Below are 25,652 nucleotides of genomic sequence, written 5' to 3' on the forward strand. Positions count from 1 at the left end.
CTTGAACAAACCTTTTGCTACCAAACTACCGCCCCGCTGGGGCTATTCCAAATTAGAAAAAACCAAATGTGATTTGTTTATCTCCCATGGTAAAGCAAATCTCTTTATTCAAATTCATCAATGTATTTGCACCAGCCCCCGGAGCGGAGCGACAATATGGTAGCCATAGATATAAGACAGGATAAAAAGAAAAGCCCCGGCGGGAGTGACTGAGCTGATGCCCATGTTGCTCTATGCACCATGCCCCCTGCTCTTTGCCATGTCAATGCTCTTTGCCCGGCTCCATGCTCTTTGCCCCATACCTTTTCCCTTAACACGCAAAACCCTGACATTTTTCATTCCTAACAGCATGATAATTGGTTAGATTTGTAAAGAGCAGACCCTGCAATCTGCGATTTGTTACACCTAAAAAAACCAAGTGCTATGCCAAAAGGAGTATTTCAGGTACCCCCTGCCAAAAACGAACCGGTTCTGAGTTATGCCCCCGGAACACCGGAACGTTCAGAACTCAAGAAACAACTTAAAGCCTATCGTTCCGTAGAGATGGACATTCCGATGATTATAGGCGGAGAAGAAATCAGAACCGGGAAGAAAGTCTCCATCCACCCACCCCATGAAATAAAACATTGTCTCGGACATTATCACCAGGGAGATGAAGCCCATGTACATCAGGCCATTGATGCCGCACTCAAAGCCCGCTCCAAATGGGCAGAGATGAGTTGGGAACATCGGGCGTCTATATTTCTAAAAGCAGCAGATCTTTTGGCCGGTCCCTACCGCCAGAAAATAAATGCTGCCACCATGCTCGGGCAATCCAAGACCGCTTTTCAGGCTGAAATAGACAGTGCCTGCGAGTTTGCCGACTTTTTGCGTTTCAATGTACAATACATGACCCAGATTTACAGTGATCAGCCCACTTCGGCAAAAGACATCTGGAACAGACTGGAATACCGGCCTCTGGAAGGGTTCGTGTTTGCCCTTACCCCGTTCAACTTCACCTCCATTGCCGGAAACCTGCCCTCAGCTCCGGCCATAATGGGTAACGTGGTAGTCTGGAAGCCCTCCAAGACCGCCGTATACTCGGCACACATCATCATGGAAATTTTCAGGGAGGCAGGCCTTCCCGACGGAGTCATCAACCTCATATTTGCCAGCGGCCCCGTAGTCGCCCGGGAAGTATTTGATCACCCCGATTTTGCAGGGTTTCACTTCACCGGTTCCACCGAGGTGTTCCAGTCTATCTGGAAAACAATCGGAGAAAACATCCACCGGTACAAAACGTATCCTCGCATAGTCGGCGAAACAGGCGGAAAAGATTTTATTATTGCCCACAAATCATGCAACGCTCAGGAAGTTGCCACCGCCATTGTACGGGGAGCTTTTGAGTACCAGGGACAAAAATGCTCAGCTGCATCAAGGGCTTATATGCCGGCCAGCAGATGGGAAGAAATCAACAAAGAGGTTCAGTCACAGCTGGCAGAGCTCAAGATGGGACCTCCGGAAAATTTCAGCAATTTCATGAACGCCGTCATCGACGAACCCTCCTTCGACAAACTGGAAAGCGTTATCAAAGAGGCGGAACAGCATCCGGAGGCAAAAATCATTGCCGGCGGAGGTTGTGACAAATCGGTAGGATTTTTCATAGAACCAACGATTATCCAGACCACCAACCCGCATTACAGAACCATGGAGGAAGAGCTTTTTGGACCCGTTCTGACCATTTACGTTTATGATGATCTGAAATACGATGAGACACTTGATGTCCTGGACAAATCCTCCATTTATGGTCTGACAGGTGCTGTTTTTGCAAAGGACCGTTACGTCATTGAAAAAACAGCCAAACGCTTGGTCAATGCAGCCGGCAACTTTTACATCAACGACAAACCGACCGGAGCTGTTGTGGGACAACAACCATTTGGTGGCGCCAGAGGGTCAGGAACCAACGACAAAGCAGGATCATTACTAAATATGATGCGCTGGGTTTCTCCGAGAACCATTAAAGAAAATTTCGTGCCTCCGAAAGATTTTAAATATCCATTTATGGCGGAGGAGTAACACAAGTTGTGCAAATTACGTTTTTTCTCATTTTTCGGGGTTGTTCGCCAAAAGAACAGCCCCGTATTATTCTTAAAAGGCTTTCGCCCCTTCAGGGCTCTATGGGCCATAGGGCGTTGCCCCATGCTGGTGCTTAAAGACCTTCGGCCTTTTAAAAACGCAACAACATCAGGTATTCCTTTAAAAGAAAAAGCCTCGCTTTTGGAATGACTGTTTTATGAACCAATCAGCCTTGTAAAATCAGTCGAAATAATTACTTTTGTGAGGAATCAAAAACGTCAGAAAGATGGGACTCAAAGACATCTTAAGATTGAGCTTACCCCTGTTGCGTAATCGCTACGTAATTACCTTTCTGGCTTTCATCATCTGGGTTGGATTTTTTGATCAGAATAATCTGGTAGAACGTCATGAGCTCTCGGGTCGCATTGATGAACTGGAAAAACAGAAAATACATTACCGGAATGAAATTACTGACAACACCCGGAGGATAGAGGAATTACAAAGCAATCCGGATAATCTGGAAAAATTTGCCCGCGAACAATATCTCATGAAAAAACCGGATGAGGATATTTTTGTGGTCACCGAAAAGGAGTAAACTATGGGATTTTACCGTTTATTAAGCGGATTGTATTATGCCGGAATGGCACTTATTCTTGCAGGCATCGTGATGCATATTATTGAAATGCCTGCAGCAGTTTGGGTTTTCGCCATTGGGCTGATTCCTGTTTTAGGCATCAGAACCTATAATTTCATCATTGCTTCTTCACACCGCAAAAGGATCAACGGAATTCTAATGCTAAGTGCCGTATTCCTTGCCGCTGCCATTTGGGCCATCTATTTCAAAAAAGATTACTGGATTATTTTCATCGCCCTCTCAGCAATTTTGGACGGATACGTCAGCTTCAGAAAAATTGTCTGATCATCATTCGTATGCGGTTTCCCATGGAAAATAAACAAAGAACTTTTTTATATTTTAACAATACAGTTATATTTGTCCTCATCAATAAAAAATTAAACATCATTTTCTGAGATATGAAAAACTTATCACTCGTTCTTAATGCAGTACTGCTTGTGGCTGTAGCTGCGTTGTTTATCATTGTACTCTCCGATGGTTCAGAAAAAAAGGAAGAGGCCAACCAGCAAGATTCAAGAGAAGAGGTACAAGACTATCCCATAGCCTACATTAATACCGATTCTTTGTTAATAAACTACGAATATGCCCGTTTCCTGAACGAAGAACTTTTAACCGAAGAAGAATCATCCAGAGCTGATTTCAACGAGCGACTGAGGGTATTTCAGGACGATATGAGGTCTTTTCAGCGAAAGGTTCAGAACAACGGATTCCTTAGTCTGGAAAGAGCACAAAACGAGGAAAGAAGATTGCGCCAAAAGGAGCAGGAACTTCAGGAACTCAACAATCAGATGTCGAACAACCTGATGCGTCAGCAAAACCAGATGAACAGGGAATTGCGTGACACCATTACCGGATTTTTGGAAGAATACACCAAAAAGCATCCTTACAAACTGGTTTTAAGCAACACCATGGGCGACAATGTTCTTTTTGCCAACAAAGCACTGAACATAACCGATGCTGTTGTTGAGCAACTTAACAAACGCTACGAAAGTTCTAAAGAGGAAAAATAAAACAGGTCACCACCAATATGACCAGGAAGAAAGATCCGGCGATTCTGTTAGAGAATTACCTGGAAAAACATAATCCTCCATACCGCATCGATAAACCTGCGGATGCAAAAACCGGATTGATTGTCGTTATTCCGGCTTATCGCGAGGATGAACTCATTTTTACCACATTAAAATCATTGTTTTCATGTGAACCTCCATCCTTTCGGGTGGAGGTTATTGTTGTTTTAAACGCCCCTGAAGACGAACTGCCGGCTGTTGTTGGTGAACAAAAGGCGTGTGCTGCCCGAATCAGAGATCTTGCGCGTACCGATGCCTGCCCACGATGGCTCGACCTGTTTGCACTGGAAGCGTACGACCTGAGAAAAAAACATTTTGGTGCCGGTCTGGCAAGAAAGACAGGTCTGGACGAAGCAGCAAGACGGTTTCACAACATCGAAACCCCCGATGGAGTACTTGCCTGTCTGGATGCGGACAGCCCGGTTGCCGGCAATTACTTCACTGCCATCGAAGAGTGGTTTTCCAACAGTCACCATGCCGGTGCCTCTATCTATTTTGAACACCCCCTGGAGGGTGAAAACTTTCCGGATGAAGTGTACGAGGCCATCACCCTTTACGAATTACACCTCAGATATTATCTTCTCGCACTTAAGCAGACCCGATTCCCTTATGCATACCATACCGTTGGATCCTGTATGGCTTTCAGAGCAATCAATTATGCACGTGTAGGAGGAATGCCTAAGAAACAGGCCGGCGAAGATTTCTATCTGCTACAAAAACTCATACCCCTGGGAGGATTCGACGAACTCAATACAACAACTGTTTACCCCTCTCCCCGACCTTCTGACAGGGTTATTTTCGGCACAGGGGCAAGTGTGAAAAATCATTTGCAAGGGACACAAAAGCAAGGAACAACATATAATCCACAGGCATTTAACGATCTTAAAACCTTCTTTTTGCTTGCCCCGGAACTGGAAGCACTTCCTCCTGAAGAATTTGAGGACTGGACCTATCAACTTACCGGTCCGCTCAGAAGTTATTTGCTGAATTCCAACTTTGAAAAAGAGTTGCGTATCATCCAACAAAACAGCAGCAATAAAAAAACGTTTTTAAAGCGATTTTTTGGCACTTTCAATGCCTTTACGATTATCAGATACCTCAACTATGCCCACGAGCATTTTTACGCCAAATCCGACCTTTTTGAGGCTGCTATTGCCACCATCGAAACCACCGATACAGATTTATCAGATATTCTGGATGAAAAAGAGTTGTTGACAGCCTATAGGAGAATGGAGAAAGGGGACGGGGGTTGAGAGTTGAGGGTTGAGAGTTGAGGGTCGACAGTTGAGGGTCGAGTTCCATACCGCAGAGACGCACGATTGCGCATTTAAAATCCCACAAAAAACACATCATGTGTAAATTGAACGTATCACCCCTGCCGGGGCTTTATTTCGTTTGGCTTGAATAAACCTTCTACCTCTACCAAACTGCCGCCCCATCCGGGGCTATTCCTATTTAAACAGGAAGAAATAAATCTGATTTTTATCCCCAATGGTAAAGAACACCCCTTCGGAGGGAAATCTCACCTTAACTTTTTAGGCGATTAGAAATTAGCGTACTAAAAAATGGTTCTTCGTCCTCTTCGGCTCTGGGATTTATTCCCCATCCAGTCATTTCCAGGTTCCGTACAAGGAATGGCTCCTCTTGGTGAATCATTAAATCCGGATGTAGAAAAGCGCCAAACAAGGGAGAATTCATTGGCACCCCCACTGTATCCTGCAAGATTGGAAAGAGTCATATCGTAACTATAGGCCAATCTTACCTGCCCGATATTAAACCCTAAAATAAAAATCAGTGCATCATTGTTGGTCAGTCCTTCACTTTCCATTACAGGAATACCCCGATACCACAATCCCAGTTCAAAAGGGTTGATGTACCAATAGGTTCCCAGGTCCAATTGTTGAAAATCCTGTTGTTTACGGTACATAAAAGCAAGGGTTCCTGCCACCTCATCCTGATTCCTTGTACGGGGCCGGAAACGGTATTTTCCACCTCCGTAAAAAGTCGTCCTGATAGGAAGGGATGATTCCACATCTGTAAAACCAATATCACTTTTCACCAGATGATCCACTACGGTACCAACCCAAAAGTCGTCACTGTAGATCATGGCCGAAGCAGAAGCATCAATTTTGCGGTAACTCTCGGCTTCAAAATCGCCCAAAGCGCTTGCAAGGATATCTCCTTCAGGCCCGATCTGATCACCCCAAAGAAGAGACGAGGGATCAATTTTCCGTTCAAAATATTTAAAATTCAGTCCCGGCCGGGCATAAATCTCCCTTGTAATGGGAAACTCGTAAGCATACACCAAGCCAAGATTCTGAGTCACCAACTGCCCACTTCCCTGATCATCCCGAACAAATACAAGACCGAGTCCGCTATTGTAATCTTCGAAAAAATGATCGGCTGCAAAGGAGAGTGTCCGATAGGTATTGGGTATTCCGGGCCACTGATCCCTGTAGGCCAGTGAAACCCGGCTACCATTGGTGAGTCCCGTAAAAGAGGGACTCAAATAGACCGGATTGGCATAGACCTGGGAAAAAGTAGGATCCTGCGCCTTGGCAGGCCCACTAATCATTCCCCACAAACCACACAAAAGGATAATATGTTTCAATGCTCTAATCATTCATTCAACTTTTACAATATGCGGCTGAGGTTAAGATTGAGGTTGAGAATATGTCGAATTCTAAATATTCCAGTCTCCTAAAACCTATCACTTAAAACCTATAACCTAATCATCTAACCAACAGGACGCTTCCTGTTTCACGGAACTCCTCCCCGTTTACGAAGGTACCACTAACTCTCCATACATAAACAGCCTGTGGTGCCAGTTGTCCTTTATATAGTCCGTTCCAGCCCTCATCAATGTCTGTAGATTCATATATAAGCTGTCCCCAACGATTGTAAATCTGTATCTGATAGGAATCCACATCTCTATATACGGGTCGGAACCGGATATTTGTTTCACTGGCCTGATGCGAACTTCCTCCATCGGGTCTTGGCCTGAAGGCATTGGGGAATTTAATAAACCCTTTGGAAATGGCAGTCACAGCTCCCTCGATCACAGTACTGTCCTCACACCCGAATTCATTGGTCACATGAAGCATAACATCATAAAGCCCACCTTCAGTATATTCGTGAACCGGATGAGCCTCCGAAGAACTGTTTCCGTCTCCAAAATCCCACAAATAATCTGCCGCATCTACAGAAAGGTCGAAAAAGCGAACCTCATCTCCCGGAACATAAACCACTTCAGGCATTACACTAAAAGCAGCCTGCGGATGATCATAAACACGAATAATTTTTTGGTAACGTCCCTCAATTCCATCCGGTCCGGGAACTGTTAAGGTAACGGAATAATTTCCCGGATCCTCAAAGGTATGCAGAGGATTCTGATCTCCTGAAGAATTGCCATCTCCGAAGTCCCAGTGGTAATCGCGGTTCTGAACACCAACAGAATAATTGGTAAACAGAACATCCAGTGGCCAACAGCCCTCATCCACATCCGTAATGAAACCAGCATCAGGAACCGGACGGTATTCCACGCTCACATCATCGTAAGAGGTACATCCTTCCACATCAATCACCCAGCGATAGGTATTTATGCCTTCACTCAAACCGGTCACCATGGTATTGAAGAAAGCAGGATCCTCAAACTCACCGGTACCTCCAACAATATTCCAGCGGGCATTCAAATCTCCCACATTATTGGCATTCAACATAGCCTCAGGCTCATAAACCACCACATCTTCACCCGCATAAGCATCTGTTTTATTGCTCTTGATGGTCACGGTACTTTCTGTTACACAATCATCGTAAGAGATGGTCCATTTATAGACATTGTTTCCGAAACCAATATTCCGAACTATGGAATTATTGGAATTTGGCGATTCAAAATCTCCTGCACCACTTACCACGGTCCAGGTTCCGATGGCACCGTCGGGCGGCAGGTTGGCATTCAATGTAGTATAATTGTCACAGAATTCCTTATCATTTCCGGCATCACTCTGCTCTGGCACCTTATTAAAGATAACAACCGTATCTCTGGAAAAACACTGATCTTCACCTGAGCCATTCCAGATTTCCCACATAAGGATATTCTCCCCAAAGCCAAGGTCACGGATAACGGTACTCTCATCAGCAGTATTATCGAAAACACCATTTCCTGAAACGATGTACCACTCTCCCACACCCTGCAGCGGTGGATTGGCATCCAGTTGGGACCAGTCTTTACAGTCGGCCACATCCGGTCCTGCATTGGCAGTAGTAGCCGTATTGTTGGTAATCTCAATTTCATCAGACAAAGTACACTGTCCCTGAGAAACCGTCCACTTCAAAACATTTCTTCCCTGTGCCAGATTATTTATTTTTGCTCTGGGGTCTGTAACATCAGAGATATTACCTCCACCCTCAACGATGGACCAGAAACCTTCTCCATATTCAGGAGTTGAAGCCATCAGGTCATGGTTGGGTTCACATACGGTGAGGTCACTACCCGCAAAAGGCGTAGATGGAAGGTTGTTGACAATAAGTACGTCGTCCTCACTGCGGCAAATATCATTTTCCACAATCCAACGGAATACATTCTCGCCTTTGGCAATATTGGTTACAGAAGCCTTCGGATTATTAATATCGGCATCCGAAATGGTTGCAGAGCCAGAGATGATCTCCCAACGTCCGGTTCCGATTTCCGGTTGCAGCGCATCCAAAACAGTTTCATTAGCACACTTACGCTGGGTATTTCCCGCATAAGCAGTACTTGGGGAAGCATTTGTAATACTCACCTCTTTGGTGGTTTGACAACCTTTGTAACTAACGGTCCACTTCAATCGGTTTACACCTTTTCTCAAATTACGTACAGTTGTTCCGGGATCATTGATATTATCAAAGGTTGCCTGACTGGTGCCACCGGCAACGGTCCAGGTACCTGTGCCGGGTGAAGGATTGGCAGCTTGCAGCACTTCTGTATCGGAACAAACGGTGCGATCATCACCAACTTCAGGTTCAATGGTATTGTAATCCACCTGCACATCATCAATCGAAGAACAACCCTCATTAACGATGGTCCAGCGGAAGACATTGGCACCAAAATTCAATCCGTTTACCTGAGTATTGGGATTGTTGGCATCCACAAAATCGCCACTGCCATTTCGTACGGTCCAGGTACCATTGCCCACAACCGGGGTATTAGCACTCAGAGTAACAGAATTTTCACAGGAAGCAAAATTACCTCCTGCATCTGCTTCAGTAGGCATATTGTTAACAATCGTAACGGTAGCCACATCGGTACAATGTCCGTTTGTCACAGTCCAGGTTAGAATATTTTCACCCTGAGCCAAATCTCTTACCGTGGTATTGGGATTTGACGGATTGTCAAAAGAGGCACTTCCGCTACCACCGATAACGCCCCATGTTCCCACACCTGGTGCGGGGTTGTTGGCACGAAGTGCAACGGTATCCACACAGATCGGCTCCGGATTCAGATAGAGAATCTTCGCCTCCTTGAAATCGTTGCGAATGATCACATCATCCCAGTCGGAACACTGCCCGTTGGTAATAGTCCAGCGGAACTTATTCTCGCCCTGTCCCAGATTGGTAACTTCGGCATCCGGCTCTGTTGGATTCTGAATTTCACCGGATCCGGAAATACGTGTCCATTCGCCGGTATGTCGGGTAGGCAAGCTACCTGAAAGCACAACCGTATTTTCACAAACCGGACGGTCGTCACCGGCATTGGCAACTGAAGGCTCATTATTGGTAATGGTTACAGTATCCTGCAAAGAACAGTTATCTGTAGAAATCACCCACAAAAAGCGGTTCACACCAGGTGTAATTCGCTGTGCCATATTGCCATCAAACTCGGCCCCTCCTTCAAGAATTCGCCATTCTCCGGTTCCATGATTTGGGACATTAGGTTCCAGCAACACACTGTCAGTACAAAGCGTCTTATCATCACCCGCATAAGGTGTGGTGGGTGTGCCGTTAATAACCGTAATCGTATCGGTTGAATAACACACTTTATCCACACCCTTTTGGATGCTGTACACAAATCGGTTCTCTCCCTGCATCAGGTTGGTTACCTCAGTTGTTACGGCAGTAGGATCAGCGATATCTCCCCCTCCCGAAACGATTGACCAGGATACTGTCCCCATTCCCGGGTCGGGTTCATTACCTTCGAGCAGGAAGGTATCATCACAGGTAACACCGCCATCTTTTGGTCTGGCCTCATCGGGTTTATTGTTGGTCACCACAATCACATCGGATGTTGAAGGTGTTCCGGGACCATAAGAGATGGTCCAAACAAATTCGTTGTCTCCGGGGCCCAGATTACGCACCATAGTATTAGGATCATCGTCGTCCACAATATCTCCAGATCCATAACTACCTAATGTCCATCGGCCAATGGCATTCCCGGGATCGTTGGCCCCCAGTTGAACATCAGAAACACAGGCAATAAAGTCAGGATCTGTCTCGGCCTGAATAACATCACCGTTGGTAATAGTAACATCATCGGAGGCTGAACAATCACCAATAGTAACTGTCCAAAGGAAGATATTGGGGCCCATCTCCAGATCTGTCACCCGTGTGGTGGGATTTGTAGGATCAACAAAATTACCTCCTCCGGAAACAATGGACCATCGTCCGGTTGCTCTTTCGGGTAGTTCAGCAGCAAGTGTGGTTTCTCCACTTCCACTGTTAATTTCCTGATCTCCTCCGGCTTCGACCACTGCAATGGCATTAACCAGAATGTTTACCTCATCTGAGGATGTACATCCACTTGCCTCATGCATCACGGTCCATATCAGTTGATTGGATCCATATCCAAGTTTCACGGTAGCATCAGGCATGGTATTGGGATCTTCCCAGGTAACACTTCCTTCGCCTGAAGCTACGGTCCAGAATCCGGAATAACCTTCGGGGGCCGGTTGGGCCTTCAGGTCAATTAGCTGGTCACAGGTAACGGTATCTTTTCCGGCAAACGCTTCCACCTGATTGTTGACAACTGTCAAATCATCAGAAGTGGAACAGTTACCATTAAAAATAGTCCAGCGATAAACATTAACTCCATTGCCGACTCCGGAAACTCTGGTTTCAGGCTCATTCAAATCCTCAAAACTGCCGCTACCCTGAACCACAGACCAGCGACCAGATTCGTAATCTTCCGGAGAATTTCCCGACAACACAGTATCGTTTTTACAAATGGTCTGATTGCTGCCCACTATTGCCTGTGTTGGGGCATTGCTGGTAATAATCACATCATCCGAACTTTCACAGCCGTTCTTATATAAAGTCCATTGAAGTTGGTTTTCACCGTTAATCAGATTGCTTATCTGCGTTTGATAAGAATTTCCATCAGCAAACACCACATTACCTGCGGCATCACCCAGGGCAGTCCACTGACCAGCTACTCCGTCAGGAGCAGGGGTCGCATCAAGCGCAACCATCGTTTCACAGGTAATATAGCTGTCTCCTGCATCCACTTCAAGCTGGTTGTTGCGAATGGTCACTTCATCATAGGTTGAGCAATTTCCATTCTTGGTAATCGTCCAGCGGATGATATTCTCACCTTTGGCCAGATTGGTCACAGTTATTTCATTGCCTGCACCAGTAGGTGTGATGGTAGCTCGCCCCTTCTCCACAGACCATTGGCCGTCTCCCTCGGCAGGATTATTGGCGGTCAGAATGGTATCAGTTCCACATAAATCAATAACATCCTGGTCATAGATAACTGCCTGATCGGGCTGATCGTTGATAATTTCCACAAACCCGGAGCTCTCGCATGTATTCTGGGTTATCGTCCACCTAAGTGTGTTGGAACCCGGAGCCAGGTCAGAAACAATGGTTGTAGGTGATGTTGCATCAGCAAAAATTCCGCTTCCGTCATCAAATGACCATCGGCCTTCTGTATTCGCATATTCTGGAACAGGCGTTGCATAGAGTTCACTGGTGCCATCGCAGGTGAGTGTTTTTTCCGCATCTGCAATGACAGAAATTTTATTGTTACGAATGATTACCTCATCACTCACACTACACCCGTTGCCACTGGTGGCAGTATTGGTCACTGTCCAGCGCAACACCACATCGCCGCGACTGATGTTAGTTACGGCAGATTCCGGGTCGTTGGGTGAGGAAATCAGAGCATATCCCGAAACAACAGACCATTCTCCCTCCCAGTCCGCATTTTCAGAAGCGGGGTTAATGGCCTCCAGGGTGGTATGATTTTCACACAATTGCTGATCGCTTCCGGCATCGGCCTGAGGCAACGGATAGACTTCAACTTCCAGTTGCTTAGAGCTGGTAGAAACACCACACCCGTTTTCAGGAGTTACCGTAATATTACCAATGGTTGCATCCAAAGCAGGGTCAAGCTCCACTACAATTTTTGCAGTTCCCTGCCCTGAAGTAATGGTGAACCCGGTGGGCACTGTCCAGTTATACTTGGAAGCATCTCCAACAGGCGTCACACTGTAACTTACGTTTGTAGCTCCCTGGCACAAGTCTTCGGGACCTGTAATCTTGCCGATGGACTGTGGAAGCTGATCCACATTAATCTGAATAGTCCTGTTAGGACCGGCACCGCAACTGTTTTGTGCATAGACCGATAAATTACCGGTTTCAGCATTGGTACCAAAATCAACTTCTATTTCCCTGGTTCCGTCCCCGTGAACAATTGTAGCTCCCGAAGGAAGCGTCCATACATAGCCAATGGCACTGGCAACAGGTTCCACTGAATAAGTGTGGGTAGAGCCCTGGCAAACAATATCATTACCGGTAATTGCTCCGGGCTGATCAGGCAATTCGCGAACTGTCACTCTCACACTTCCTGAAACATCCTGAGTACACCCTTCATTGTCGTAAAGACTTACCAATTCGTAGTCGGTTGTTTCGGATGGCGAAACCGCAAGTGTATAAGGGCTTGTTGCAACTGGTCCAACAGTGCGTTCCACTCCGTTTTCGGTAAAAGTAACGGTCCACGGTCCTGTTCCTGCTGTAAAATCAAAAGTAAGATCAGTGGACCCACCTTCACAAATTTCGGCATCCTCTGAGAAAGTTACTTCCGGCAACTCATTAACCGTCAGTGTGGCTATTCCTGTTCCTGTATTGCTGCAATGCTCATCAGAAACAGTCAGGATCTCATAAGTAGCAGTCTCTGCAGGGGATACAGAGAAAACATTGAATGATTCAGTGTAAGTTTCGTTCCAGGTATTAATCCCATCTGAAATCGTAACATCCCATGGAGAAGCACCTGTTAGTTCAATTCCCAGATTACGACTATCCCCGACACACAGGTCTGCATTACCAAAAATAGTGGCTGTAGGTAGCGGATGTACCTCAACGTTGGCAATGCCACTTCCGGTTCCCTTACTGCATCCCGAGACATTTTCAACACTTACAATGCTGTATTGAGTAATCCCGGTTGACGGCACTGCATTGGGTTCAAAGGTGAAAGGTGAAGAATCAACAGTGTAGGTTTCCCCGTCACTCAAAGAAACTTCTAAATCACCATCAACAGTAAAATCCCAGTTGGATGTAATCAATTGAAGAGTAGGAGAAGAATTTTCGCAAATATCTTCACTGCCAGTGAGCGTGCTAAGAATCAACTCTGCTTCGGGCTGAATAATTTCAACCTGCTGTTCCAGGTAACAATCGGAATTCATATTGTAGGCTGCATTGCCGTATCCATCTGCATAAGTATTGATGGAAGCATCCACCTCGTTGATATTGCTGTCGTCGATGATCCGTACTGTATAGGTTCCGGCAGGAAGATTCTCAAATGTAATTACGTCACCAGATGAAGGTGATTGACTGGTACCAGTACCAGAGGGACCTCCACTAAGCGTAACGGAATAATTTCCGGAAATTTCTTGAGCCACACCACCATTCACTGAAACCTGAATGATTCCTGTAGCAGACTGATAACATTCCACCTGTTGGGTAACCGATGCATTCAACTGAAGGGCTGAAGGCTGAAGCAGAGTAATATTCTCACGCACTTCCACGTCATTGGCATCAATACCCACCACCTCATAATCACCGGCCGGAAGTTCATCAAACACAGCATTGTTGTCATTGGTTACCTGCTGAACCTGCCCGGAACCGTCATACAATATAATGGACTTATAAGGCAGCGTGCCCCCAATCATATCCACGGTAATTTCACCGTTGTTTACTCCGTTACACGGCCCAACATTGCGCTTACTTGTAATAAGCTCGAGAGTTGCATTGGGCTCGGAAACCGGAATGTTGAGAATTTCATCAGAGCAGCCATGTTCGTCGGTGACAGAAACACTATAGGTACCGGCAGAAAGATTATCCACCACTTCCAGATTTTCACTATCCGGAACAGGGTCATCATTTTCATCGAACCAGAGAATGGTATAAGAACCAGCACCTCCGGTAACTTCCACCTCTATGGAACCGTCAGATCCATTGGGGAAAGTAGTCACATGATTGACATCGACCAGTGCAACATCCAACACTTCAGCAGGTTCCGGTATATTTATCAAACTGCCATAAGTGGCATTGTAGTCAAGCACACAACCATTGGCATCTGTGATAATCACATTGTAAGCACCGGCCTGAACATCCTCAATATCCTCCAGGTTGGCATCGGGAATAGTACCGGGGCCAATCCACTGGAAACTGTATGGGGCGGTTCCTCCACCCACAGTGATATCAATAGAGCCTGTGGCCGAGCCTTTACACTCGGCACTGTCTACTGCCACACTGGTTACTTCCATAAAATCGGCAGGCTGATTCACCTCATAAACTTCTGTAACAGCACAATCAACACCTGAAATTTCATTGGTAACATTGAGGATGTAACTTCCGGCTGCAAGGCCTGAAATATCCCCGGCGGAAGAAGTAAAAGAATTGGGCCCCTCCCAGGCATACATATAAGGTTCGGAACCACCGCTCACAGCTATATTGATGGCTCCGGTTGAGGAACCATAGCAACGCACATCCGTAATATTGGATGAAACAGATATGGTATTGGCAGTAGCTACTTCGATATCGGATAGCGTAACTGAACATGGTCCATCAGGATCGGGATTACTATCGGTGACAACCACATTGTATATCCCGGACGAAAGGCCACTCTGGTCTTCATCATTAGCAGCCATGCCACTTCCATCACTGGTCGTCCAGGTATAACTATATGGTGCCACACCGTTTGTGACTGTAATATCAATAGCCCCATTGTTGGCCCCCGGGCAGGTCTCTGCCTGAGTGGTGAAGGTGGCCGCAAGTGGCTGAGTGAGCGTAGTCGTCTCGGTAATGTGACACTTGTATTCATTACCAACATCCACCATGGTGACAGTATATTCGCCACCAGGCAGATCGGTTTGAGTGGTAATGATCGCAGTTGAATTATCGACTCCAGGTCCGGCCCAGATATATTCATAATTACCTGTTCCACCGGAAGGTGAAGAGATGGTTAAAGAGTTTTCCTGATTGCAATTGGAATCATCTCTGGTTAATGTGAAATCCAGCGGATCATCTTCTTCCACGCTAAAAGTTCTGGTAATATTGCAACCGCCACTACTAATTACAACCGAATACTCACCGCCTGGTAAGTCAGTCTGCTGCCATGCATTAGGAGTGAGATACGGAGAGACATCCCAGGTCAGTGTATAACTACCGGTACCTCCTGTTATTGACGTAATATTTATTCCCCCATCCTGAGCCCCGTTGCAGGTAACATCCGAAACATAGCTGTCCACAATAATGGGATCGGGTTGGGTAACCTCCACCTCAAGATCAGCAGAATAATAATCTCCACTCACTTCACAAATCTGCGAATTATCAGTAACCGTAACTTCATAAGTGCCGGCCTCCAACCCACTCAAATCCTGAGTTGTGGAAGCAGAAGCATCATTCCAGAGATAGCCGTAATCATTACTTCCACCTGTGACACTCAAATCAACAACACCATTGTCACCTCCATTGCACTGAACGGTTGTTACATCAGCTGTGAGTACCGGCTTGCCGGGAACATCGATGGTTCTTGTTACAGAACAGTTTCTGTCATCAGTAACCTGAACACTATAGGTTCCTCCAACCGTAATGTCAGAAATTTCTGTATCATAATCTTCTGTGAAGCCTCCGGGACCGCTCCAGGTGTAAGAATAAGGAGCTATTCCACCAGTCAGACCGGTCATTACAATGGTACGATTGTAATCCACTGAACAATCGAGCGTAGAATTTAATAAAAAATCAATTGCCTGTGGCTGAGAAACATAGAACGACTTCGTTACTACGCAATCATCCCCATCGACAACAGACACTTCGTAGGTTCCGGCAGACAAACCGGTCCATTGCCCGTCATTGTCAGTATCTTCAACACCATCCAGATAATAAGTGATTGTTGGGGAAGCCCCTACTACCTCATCAATCAGGATAGCACCATTGTCGCCACCATTGCAGCTTACAGGCGATACCGAAGCATCAATGACCAGTGTTTTCTTATGTTCGACAGGATATTCCAAAGTTGCCAACGTACAACCCCTATCCGTATCGGTAACTGTCAGTTCATACGTTCCTTTAGAGAGTCCGCTTAAGTCCTGGGTCGTAGCATACGTAGTAATGCCTCCATCATCAGACCAGTCATAAGTATAATTCCCGGAACCACCGGAAACAGTTACATCTATAGCACCATCAGCGGCTCCGACACAGGTAACATCCGTGATATCAGACTGAACATCGATGTATGACAGACTTATTTCGTCTTCATAAACACATCCTGAAGGCTCAGTGGAATTGGCATCGGAAACCTTAAGGTCATAATCCCCTGAAAAAATACCCGATACGTCAATGACGAACGGGGCCATTTCTGTTTCAGGAATATCATGAATTGAAACACGACTGCTCCCGGAAGTCTGGTTAATCAGTTCAACCCGGTAAGAATAGTTACCTGATATATTCACTCTTCCTCCGGAAATTTCTATTTCTACTTCTCCTCCGTCAGCCGGTTCACACTCTATCTGAGCGGTGACACCGCTAACCACCATCTCTTCCGGCTCCAGAATATCGGTAGATATCTCTGCCACACATCCTTTGCTGTCCAGAACGCTAAAACTATTGGTTCCGGCAAAGAGTCCGGTGGCTGTATAAGTGCCCACACCATCCCAGTTGGAAAGGGTAGCACTACCTGACAGATCGTAATTGGCAGTTCCGCCTTCTACACGAAGAGTTACCGAACCTGAATTGTCTCCATAACAGGTAGTAACATTTTCCTGACCTCCTAAAATAAGTTCAAGTTCATCGGGCTCAGTGATGACAATATCGGAAGAAATAGCTTCACAGTTGTTTAAGTTACCAGTAACCCTTACCCGGTAGGTGCCGGCTAAAAGATCATTAATGGACTGATTTCCATCGAGTTCATAATCATCCCAATTTCCGGATCCTTCATTGTAAAGATACCAATCGTAGGTATATCCATTCCCCCAACCACCTGTCACATTGTCAAGGGTGATTGATCCATTGCCACTTTCAAAGCAGCTAAGATTATCTGATTCTATATCGAAAGAAATCGGTGCAGGTTCCTTTATATCAAAATTGGTGTCAACAAAACAACCGTTGGCATCCTGAACTTCGAGTTTGTAATCATCACCGGCTGCCAGGGTAGAAATGGTCACACTACCTCCCTCGGGCAAATCACCGGATAGGACAGTTCCTGATACCGGAACAGTAATGAAATAATTATAAAAATCATCAGTATCATCTGCCGGATTTCCATTGTCTTCAGGAGTTCCATGGGTTGCACTGAAAGTAATGGTTCCATCTGATTCACCATTACAGGTAGCATCCCCGTCTTTCGCAAAATTCAGAACCAAAGCATCAGGAAGGGTAAAAACGATATTCTCGGAATAAACATTTCCGACATCATCCACTACTTCAGCCACATATGTTCCTTCTCCAAGGTCGGTGTAGGTCGCATAATCGCTACCCGAGGTGGCTTTGGTTTCTTCCACCCCGCCTCTGGTTAAGGTAATAGAGGCATAAGGAGGTACACCACCTGTGGCTGTTATACTTATGGTTCCGTTTGTAGCTCCGTGACATGGTCCGGGTTCCTTGGAAGAAATACTAAGACTAAGATCAGAATCGGGATCGGTAACCACCATTGGATCAGAAGTAACCGTACAACCATTGCCATCAGTAACAGTAACCGTATAAGTTCCGACCACCAAATTGGGCTGGTTATAGACATTGTCAATGAGACCTGCACTTATATCAACACCCGATTCATCCTCTCCGCTCCAGACTATGGATGGATAATTACCGCTGCCATCGGTAATTTCAATTTCTATGGAACCTTCGTTACCCCCGGGGGTAGTAGCGTTACTGATGGTTGGAGTAATATTTATGGCAGTGGTTGGTTGATTAATAGTAAGAGCTACATCATCGGGACAACCATTACTATCCCAGGCCTCTACCTTATATTCTCCTTCATCCAAACCTGTAAACGTTTCGGCATCTCCGGTGGAATTATTTTCTGAATCCTGAATAATCCAGGAACCCGATATTTCTTTGTATATAACATAATTAACGGACGAGAGAGACGTTCCTCCGTCCCCATCCACAGTAATACTGGCATCACTGCCCTCATAGCAACTTACATGGTTGTCCACTACACCAGACAAAGTAAAAGTTGTTGTTGGTTGTGTTATCGTTACAGACTCACTTGTGGTACAGCTCTTTGCATCCCTCACTTCAACAGTATAAGTACCTGCAGCCAACCCATCCCAGGAGTAGCTGTTGATACCATCATCTTCCCAGGTGGTACCACCATCGATACTGAACTCATAACCTCCTGAACCTCCGGAGGCGGTGACAGTAAATTCGCCAGTGCTGGTTCCACGGCACAACACATGTTGATCTACAGTGTGCGTTAGAGCAAGTGCATCGTCCGGGTCATCAACCGGAATTCCGGTATAAATTGCATCGCAGTTATTCCCATCGGTTACTGTTGCATCGTAGTTACCGGCTTCTAAGCCACTAAAGGTATCTGAAGATTGTGGACCCCATGTATCGGTACCATCGGTAAGCGAGTAAACATAATTACCGTCTCCTCCCTGCGCTGTAATGGTAATCTCCCCATCGTAGCCAAGATTACAAGAAGCATCGGTAACCTCATAATCAGAAATTGTAAGATCCGGTGACTGAGTGATTTCCACAGGATTAGTCAGAGATGCAGTACATCCTTCTGCATCCTGAACGGTCACACTATACGAACCGGCAACCAGGTCTGTAAACAGATCGGCAGCAGCATAAGTCCCTCCATTTAAGGAGAATGTATAAGCCCCAGTGCCTCCGTCGGCCTCCACTTCAAAAGCTCCGGTGTCATCACCATAACAATTTACATTCACATGGGAACCGGGAAGTTCATTAACTTTTAATTCGTCGGGTTGGGAAATAACAATAGGTGTTCCCAGTTGCGTTTCACAACGAGGATAGTTGGCATCGCGCACATATACATTATAAGTACCTTCGCTTAGATTCTCAAAAGTCCGCTGATTTCCATCCGTTGCATCAGGATCGAACCAGTTGTTCTGATCAAGAGAGAATTGGTAATCGGCATTGGTATCTCCGCCGTCAGCCTCTACCGTAAAGCTACCGGTGGCAGAACCGTAACAATCCACATGGGTTCGACTAACCTCTGTCAATGTAATGTCATCGACGATCTCAATATCAATTACCTCAGAAACGGTACACCCTTTTGCATCTGTAACGGTAACAGTGTAAGAGCCGGCAGACTGTTGTTCAATTCTTGTTCCGCCACCCAATGGGGTTACCGTGGTTCCGGTATCATCGATCCATACAATATTGTATCCTGAAGGATAAGTCGTTAGATCCGCAAAAGCCGTTCCTCCATTGATATTTATCCAGGCTGCACCTTCGCAATCTGTTCCTGCCGTACATCCGGAGCAACCCACCGGGGAACTGTCAGTGTCAACGGTTAATGCGTTTAAGGGCTCAGTGATGGTGACTTCAACGGGAGAAGAAAGTTCACAACCGGTTGCATCTTCCACCTGAAGATAATAGGTTCCGGCATCCAGGAATTCAAAAATACCGTTGTTGTTATCTGCTTCCAGATCGGCAGCAGTTAAGCCGGCATCATTGTAAAGAGAATAGAGATAAGGTGCTGTTCCTCCAGAAGCAATGGCGGTAATTGTTCCATCCATATCTCCTGTGCAGGAAACATTGGTAAAATCATCTACCGTAAGAGCCACTTCATTTTTGGTAATTTCCACTGAACCAGTCATCTCGGAGACACAGCTCGTTGCCGTATTAATGGCAATTACGGTGTAAGTGCCATCAGCACTCTGAGCGGGGAAAGTAATTGGGTTACCATCACCTGGTTCAGTTTCCCGCGGACTTAATGAAAGACCATTGAGTAGCAACTCATATTCCAGGTCAGCATTATTCTGCGATCCACTTAAGGTAACCTCCGGGCCGGTGGCTGCAGAAGAACAATAAGCTCCTCCACCCTGTACGGTGTATTTTGTGGGTGCTGACAACACAGTAATGGTTTTCGTTCTGCTATCGGTGCAACCATCGGCATTTATATAAGTAAATGTCACTCCGTAATCACCGGGAGATAATAAAGCAGGATTTAAAGTAGCAGTATTGTCACCATTGTCGGTTAAAGCAGTTGCGGCTCCTCCGGAAATGGTAAAAGTCCCAACAGTTGTTGGGGCGGTACTAAAGCTGGCAATAAAATCAACATCTCCACCATTCTGACAATATTCCATTGGATCGCCCGGCTGATCATCAGCAAAGTTAACAAAGGTAGTCGCATGAACGTCAACTCTTTCAGTAACGGTATTACTACAACCTGAAGTTGGATGATCATACTCTAAGGTTACCCAGTAGGTTCCCGGGCCAACAGATGAAGGATCGAAAGCAGCCGTTCCATCGGCATTATCTGTAATTGGAGATGTACCTGCAGAATTCCCTGTAGAAGAAAATGTAGAAGTTCCACTGACCACACCATAAGTATTTGCCTCAACGGTAACTGCGCCATCTGTCTCACAATAAGTTGAGGCCAATCCATCAATATCAATCTGTGGAGCCTCGATGACTGATATTGTAATGGTCTCAGAGTCAAAACACCCGCCGGTGTTAATGGTGTAGATTACATCATGTGTTCCGGATCCGGCAACAGAAGGACTAAATACATTTCCGGAAACTGCAGTACCGGTAAAAAGACCTCCGCCCTGAACGGGGACTAATGTCACTGAAGTTTCACTCTCACAAAATTGCGTATTTCCGGACTGAGTATCAAAGGTAGCTTCAATAACGTCAGGCACCAGCACCTCCTGAGTTATGATATTCTCACAACCACCCTGCTCATAAATGTACTCAAAAATGTAGGTATCCGGCCCTAAGGCGGCAGGATTAAAATCAAGTGAAGGATAAGAACCGGCAGGAATGGGCGTTTGGTTATCGGAAGTAATAAGATTACCGGGATCCACCGCATTACTGTATAGATTAAATATTCCACCTACCGGATGGGCTACATCCACAGGTTGGGCAGAAATGGTAACAGGATAGGGATTTGAAGGATCTTCCTGTTCACAATAAATAAGATCAAGACCATTGAATTGCAAATCCACACCTATCTGCACTGTATAATCTACCGAACCGGTACAACCATTTCCATCGGTATAAGTGTATGTAATGGTATGATTTCCGTTTCCGGCGGTTGCAGGATCGAATACTGCGGTGCCGTCTGTATTATCGGTAATACCGGCACCTGATGCATAGTAGCTTCCATCGTTGATAAGACTACCATCATCAACAAAGTAAGCTTCTAACTCAATGGGGTCGTCTGTCTGACACATCACCAAATCTCCGGCAGGGAAGGGATTCCATGAACCCGTGGTTCCTTCCTCAGGATAATGAACCGCCAGGTTGTCATTGATATCATCGTGGAAGTTGGTAGTTTCAACCACTTCAGATTCACATAATGTATTGGGATCCTGATACCTGTAAATAATATTATACGATCTCTCACCTGATTGAGCCAATGCTTCATCAACATTGAAAGTGGCAGTATGATCTCCATTATCATCAAACCAGCCTGCAGTAGCCGCCTGTACTTCCCAACTATAATTCCCCGTTGAGGGGTAACCAGAGATAGTTTCATCACCGCTGCCCGCACAATAATTGTCATCCAACCACCTTATATCCAGATTGTCAGGCAATGCATTCACATCAACCGATCCGATCATATCGGTTAAACACCCATTATTATTGGCAACAACAGTGTACCTACCCTCCGGATATTGAGAGGTAAATGAGATAGGAGTTCCGTCAGTTCCATTACGTGCAGTTCCATATGGAGAACCCTCCCGATACAGGATGTAAGATACATCTGTTTGGGAATTATCTACCTCAATGGTAACATCATCTCCAACACAGGCATTCCCATTCAATACATTATATTGTTCAGGGCGCTCATTTATAGTTATTTCTGCACCAGGCAAGGGATATTCACAACCATTATTGTCAGCAGTCACCAAATAAGTGCCAGCAATAAACTGAGGATCAAAAGCAATTGAACCTCCATTTCCAATTTTAGCAGGATCAACAGAAGTCCCGGAGAGGTCATCCCTGTAAAGTCGATATCTCACCCCGACTTCTGAACCAGAAAGAGTAAATACATGATTGATATTCTCACATATGGTAGGACTGGTTGTAGAAAGCGTATAACTTAAATCAGGTGTATCATGAATTGTCACATCACCCAAATCGGTGGTGCAACTGGTTCCGGGATTTAATGCAATGACTGAATACACGCCTCCTGTATTGATAGCCCCGGTAAAAGTGATGGCACCACCATCGCCAACAACAGTCTCCTGAATATTTCCAGTACCATCAGGCCCTTCATAAAGTGTATAATGAAAACCCACCTCAGAACCATCCAACTCTACCAAAAGATTATCTCCTTCACAGGCATCATCATCAACAATGGTCGGTGCATCGGGGGTTTTAGCAATGGTTAAATCACCAAAATCATCGGAACAAACACCACGCTCGGCAAATATTTCATAATCACCAGCTATAATTAACCCGGTAAAATCAAGATTTCCACCATTTCCTGGTATGGGTGTTATTACCTCAAACCCATCCCTGTATAGAGAATAATTGATATCCGTTTCCGAGTTTCCCACGGTAATGGTATGGGAAGTTCCGCTACATCCGGAGCCGTCAGTAAATGTAACCGGCAAAGAAGTGTCTGGCATTTCACTCACAATAACATTGCCGGTCATTGTTACGTCGGTACAACCGGCTCGTCTTCCCACAACCGTGTATTGACCCGGGGCACTGTAATTCCCTAAAATAAGTGGATTCCCGGATCCGGAAATGGGGCCGTCAGGCGAACCTCCATCCAGGAGCACATAATAATCCACCCCCAAGTCAGAATCATTAAGACTTATCTGGGTTGTATTGGTTCCATCAGAACAAATATCAGAGCCAAGAACATCATATACATTTATTGGATTGACTGTAAAGGTAACCGGTCCCACAGGCATGAGATCAGGATCTATCTGACAACCATTAGCATCCCGAACATTGGTAAGCTCAAAGTTAGAAGTTTCATCAATATCGTCTCCCCAGGAAACAGTATTACTACCATCGGTCAGCCCACCAATTGTCCTTGTTGTTGAAACAGTGGTATTGGCAATGGTCACAGAGTAAGGAGGATTTCCGTAAGTAGCATCAAGCTCTACATTAAATACAGGCTCAATGGCCGATTCACAGGTGGGACTCCCTATGGTGGAAAAATCAAGCACTTCGAACGCAACCCGCCCGGGGACATCAGTAACCGGTGAGGAGTTGTAACACTCTTCATTTCCGTTTTCCCTGATAATTAGTTGATATTCTCCGAGAATAGTAGGATTAAGCGTAGTGTTATTTGTAAAATCAGTTAATGTTCCGGTTTGAGCAACATTATCGTTATGCAGCCATTCATACACCAAGCCTGCGGCGGGAGTAGTACCCCCGGATATCGTACTGCTAAAAGCTATTTCATCATCATCCTGACATAAATAAATAGTTCCTGAGGGATCGATGGTGGGCGTTGGAAGATCGTAAGTACCAACGGTAACCGTATTGGATGTTTCCGATATGGATGGGCTACATCCCGCTACAACAACATAATAACTACCTGATCCAGTAACGGAATAAACCGAACCGGTTTCTCCGGTAATAGGCCCTAGAGAATTATACCATTGGTAGGTGAAATCCGAGCTAAACGGCAGCACTTCCAGTTCCAGTCCACTTATATCGGATTGACAGGCAGAAGCTCCCCCAACAACTTCTACTTCCACATCACTAATATCTGAAACCTGGATGGAATTAGAAAACGAACGACAGGTGCCAGAGTTATCTGTAACAACAGCAAAAACTTCATAAATATCCCCGTCTCCATTGGAAGTAAAAAGGTAATCATTGTCATTTTGAGTGGGCCCTGATAAAGAAGTAACTTCTTTGGTGTCGTAATTTTCTTCAAAAAATTCATAGTCATAACTCCCGTTAGGGGTGACATCAACTTCAAATGTATGATCATCACCGCTACATAATACGACACCTTCAGCATCGCCATTTTGGTTCTCCAGTTCAGCGATAGGTGCATTGTCACTATTTACCGTTATTTCAAATTCGTAAAAGTTACCGTTATTTCTGGTCCATGTTACAGTATAAATATCACCAGCATTAGAACTAAAGCCACTTACAATAACATCATTCCCTGCAAATCTGTCAGAAAAGGACAAGTCATCAGGAGATGACCAATATCCACCGGAACGATGTCCGGTGGGGATACCTGCTGATGGAACATCAAAAAGATCGGCGCCAAATAACACTCCATTACCACAAACTTCGGTTGAGATTTGTGCATTTCCATACCCCCCAAACACAAAAAGCCCGACAAAAAGCAGTAAACTTTTCAGCGAGTTATTGACGATCGAATTCCTTTTCCTTAGTAAACCTTTTCTCATCCGCTTATATCTAATTTGTCTTTGCAAGAAAACACCAACTACTTCGTTATTTAGGGTGTGTAATACCATCGTTAAAAATCTTTGGCTTTAGTATAAAACCATTACACACCCTGAATTTTTGAATCAGTCATTTACAAATAATAAACTGACTTCATCTTTTTCCTCCTTGCAAGGCATAGCCAAAGCAAGCTTTGCCTCTGCTCTTGCTTCGTTCGTCAGCTCCCTGGATTCAAAAACTTCGAAAACCTCGTATTTAGCGCTTTCTTATCAAATATAGTGAAAGCCGTGAGAAGAGCCAGGCTTGCCTGAACTATTCCGAACCGCATCCTATATTCTATAAAGACTGAAAAAATATTTGTTTTCTTGTTCGCACAAATTTATGTTTCCACGCGTGAAGCATAAAAACCTGTAACCGGTAACTATCAATTACAACGGTTACCATACACCAAAACCATAAACGAGAATCAAATTTGTCAGAAGGTGATCATCCATGGCCCCTGGTGTCACAAGCTCAAACTGCACATCAAACGCAATGACAATTTTGATGACAAAAAAGTCAAAACATTTTTGCAGTCAGGTTTTTCTTTTCCTTTTTGGGCAAGGTTGTATAAAAGGTTAATCCCTGAATTTGTTGCCTTTACATAAAGATCTCATATCCTTGAACATAAAAAAACATTAAATTATGCAAAAAACAAAAAAATCTCAGGTAATATTTTTACGCAAAACTATCAAAAAAGTTGACCAAAAACGGCATAAAATATCAGCATCGCCGAAATTTAACATTTGAACCATGGGTAATTTCAAGGACATCAGCAGGAAAGGCATCATTTTTAGTGGAAGTTTTAAGGATTTTCATGGAGATAATAAAGCGGTTCATCAGTGGGACAT

General features: G+C 45.1%; 7 protein-coding genes. 5 read left to right on the top strand and 2 right to left on the bottom strand.

The window, feature by feature from the left end:
- Positions 1–423: 423 nt before the first annotated feature.
- From pruA to W7W_RS0115210, 5 genes are all read left to right on the top strand, one after another.
- Positions 424–2,055: an L-glutamate gamma-semialdehyde dehydrogenase gene (gene pruA / locus W7W_RS0115185; RefSeq protein ID WP_010664556.1), complete on the top strand. Its 1,632-nt coding sequence runs from the start codon at positions 424–426 to the stop codon at positions 2,053–2,055.
- Positions 2,056–2,341: 286 nt separating this feature from the next.
- Positions 2,342–2,650: an FtsB family cell division protein gene (locus W7W_RS0115190; RefSeq protein WP_010664557.1), complete on the top strand. Its 309-nt coding sequence runs from the start codon at positions 2,342–2,344 to the stop codon at positions 2,648–2,650.
- Between the two features lie 3 nt (positions 2,651–2,653).
- Positions 2,654–2,974 carry a hypothetical protein gene (locus tag W7W_RS0115195; RefSeq protein ID WP_010664558.1) on the top strand — a complete coding sequence of 107 codons (321 nt, stop codon included), beginning with the start codon at positions 2,654–2,656 and terminating at the stop codon, positions 2,972–2,974.
- 113 nt (positions 2,975–3,087) lie between these two features.
- Positions 3,088–3,699: an OmpH family outer membrane protein gene (locus W7W_RS0115205; protein WP_010664559.1), complete on the top strand. Its 612-nt coding sequence runs from the start codon at positions 3,088–3,090 to the stop codon at positions 3,697–3,699.
- A 17-nt stretch (positions 3,700–3,716) separates the two neighbouring features.
- Positions 3,717–5,009, top strand: coding sequence for a glycosyltransferase (locus W7W_RS0115210; protein ID WP_010664560.1), 1,293 nt, complete (start codon positions 3,717–3,719; stop codon positions 5,007–5,009).
- 305 nt (positions 5,010–5,314) lie between these two features.
- On the opposite strand, the gene W7W_RS0115215 is transcribed toward W7W_RS0115210, so the two are convergent.
- Together W7W_RS0115215 and W7W_RS0115220 are read right to left on the bottom strand one after the other, a co-directional pair.
- A complete protein-coding gene (locus W7W_RS0115215; protein WP_010664561.1) occupies positions 5,315–6,379 on the bottom strand; it encodes a PorP/SprF family type IX secretion system membrane protein in 1,065 nt (354 codons plus the stop codon).
- 109 nt (positions 6,380–6,488) lie between these two features.
- On the bottom strand, positions 6,489–24,764 hold the full coding sequence (locus tag W7W_RS0115220; RefSeq protein ID WP_010664562.1) for a PKD domain-containing protein: 18,276 nt from the start codon (positions 24,762–24,764) through the stop codon (positions 6,489–6,491).
- Positions 24,765–25,652: the final 888 nt, after the last annotated feature.

The organism is Marinilabilia salmonicolor JCM 21150, from assembly GCF_000259075.1.
GTDB classification, from domain to species: Bacteria; Bacteroidota; Bacteroidia; order Bacteroidales; family Marinilabiliaceae; genus Marinilabilia; species Marinilabilia salmonicolor.

Bases quoted from the DNA above. Each gene is read 5' to 3' on its own strand.
- pruA (WP_010664556.1), top strand. From the start codon at position 424: ATGCCAAAAGGAGTATTTCAGGTACCCCCTGCCAAAAACGAACCGGTT.
- W7W_RS0115190 (WP_010664557.1), top strand. From the start codon at position 2,342: ATGGGACTCAAAGACATCTTAAGATTGAGCTTACCCCTGTTGCGTAAT.
- W7W_RS0115195 (WP_010664558.1), top strand. From the start codon at position 2,654: ATGGGATTTTACCGTTTATTAAGCGGATTGTATTATGCCGGAATGGCA.
- W7W_RS0115205 (WP_010664559.1), top strand. From the start codon at position 3,088: ATGAAAAACTTATCACTCGTTCTTAATGCAGTACTGCTTGTGGCTGTA.
- W7W_RS0115210 (WP_010664560.1), top strand. From the start codon at position 3,717: ATGACCAGGAAGAAAGATCCGGCGATTCTGTTAGAGAATTACCTGGAA.
- W7W_RS0115215 (WP_010664561.1), bottom strand. From the start codon at position 6,379: ATGATTAGAGCATTGAAACATATTATCCTTTTGTGTGGTTTGTGGGGA.
- W7W_RS0115220 (WP_010664562.1), bottom strand. From the start codon at position 24,764: ATGAGAAAAGGTTTACTAAGGAAAAGGAATTCGATCGTCAATAACTCG.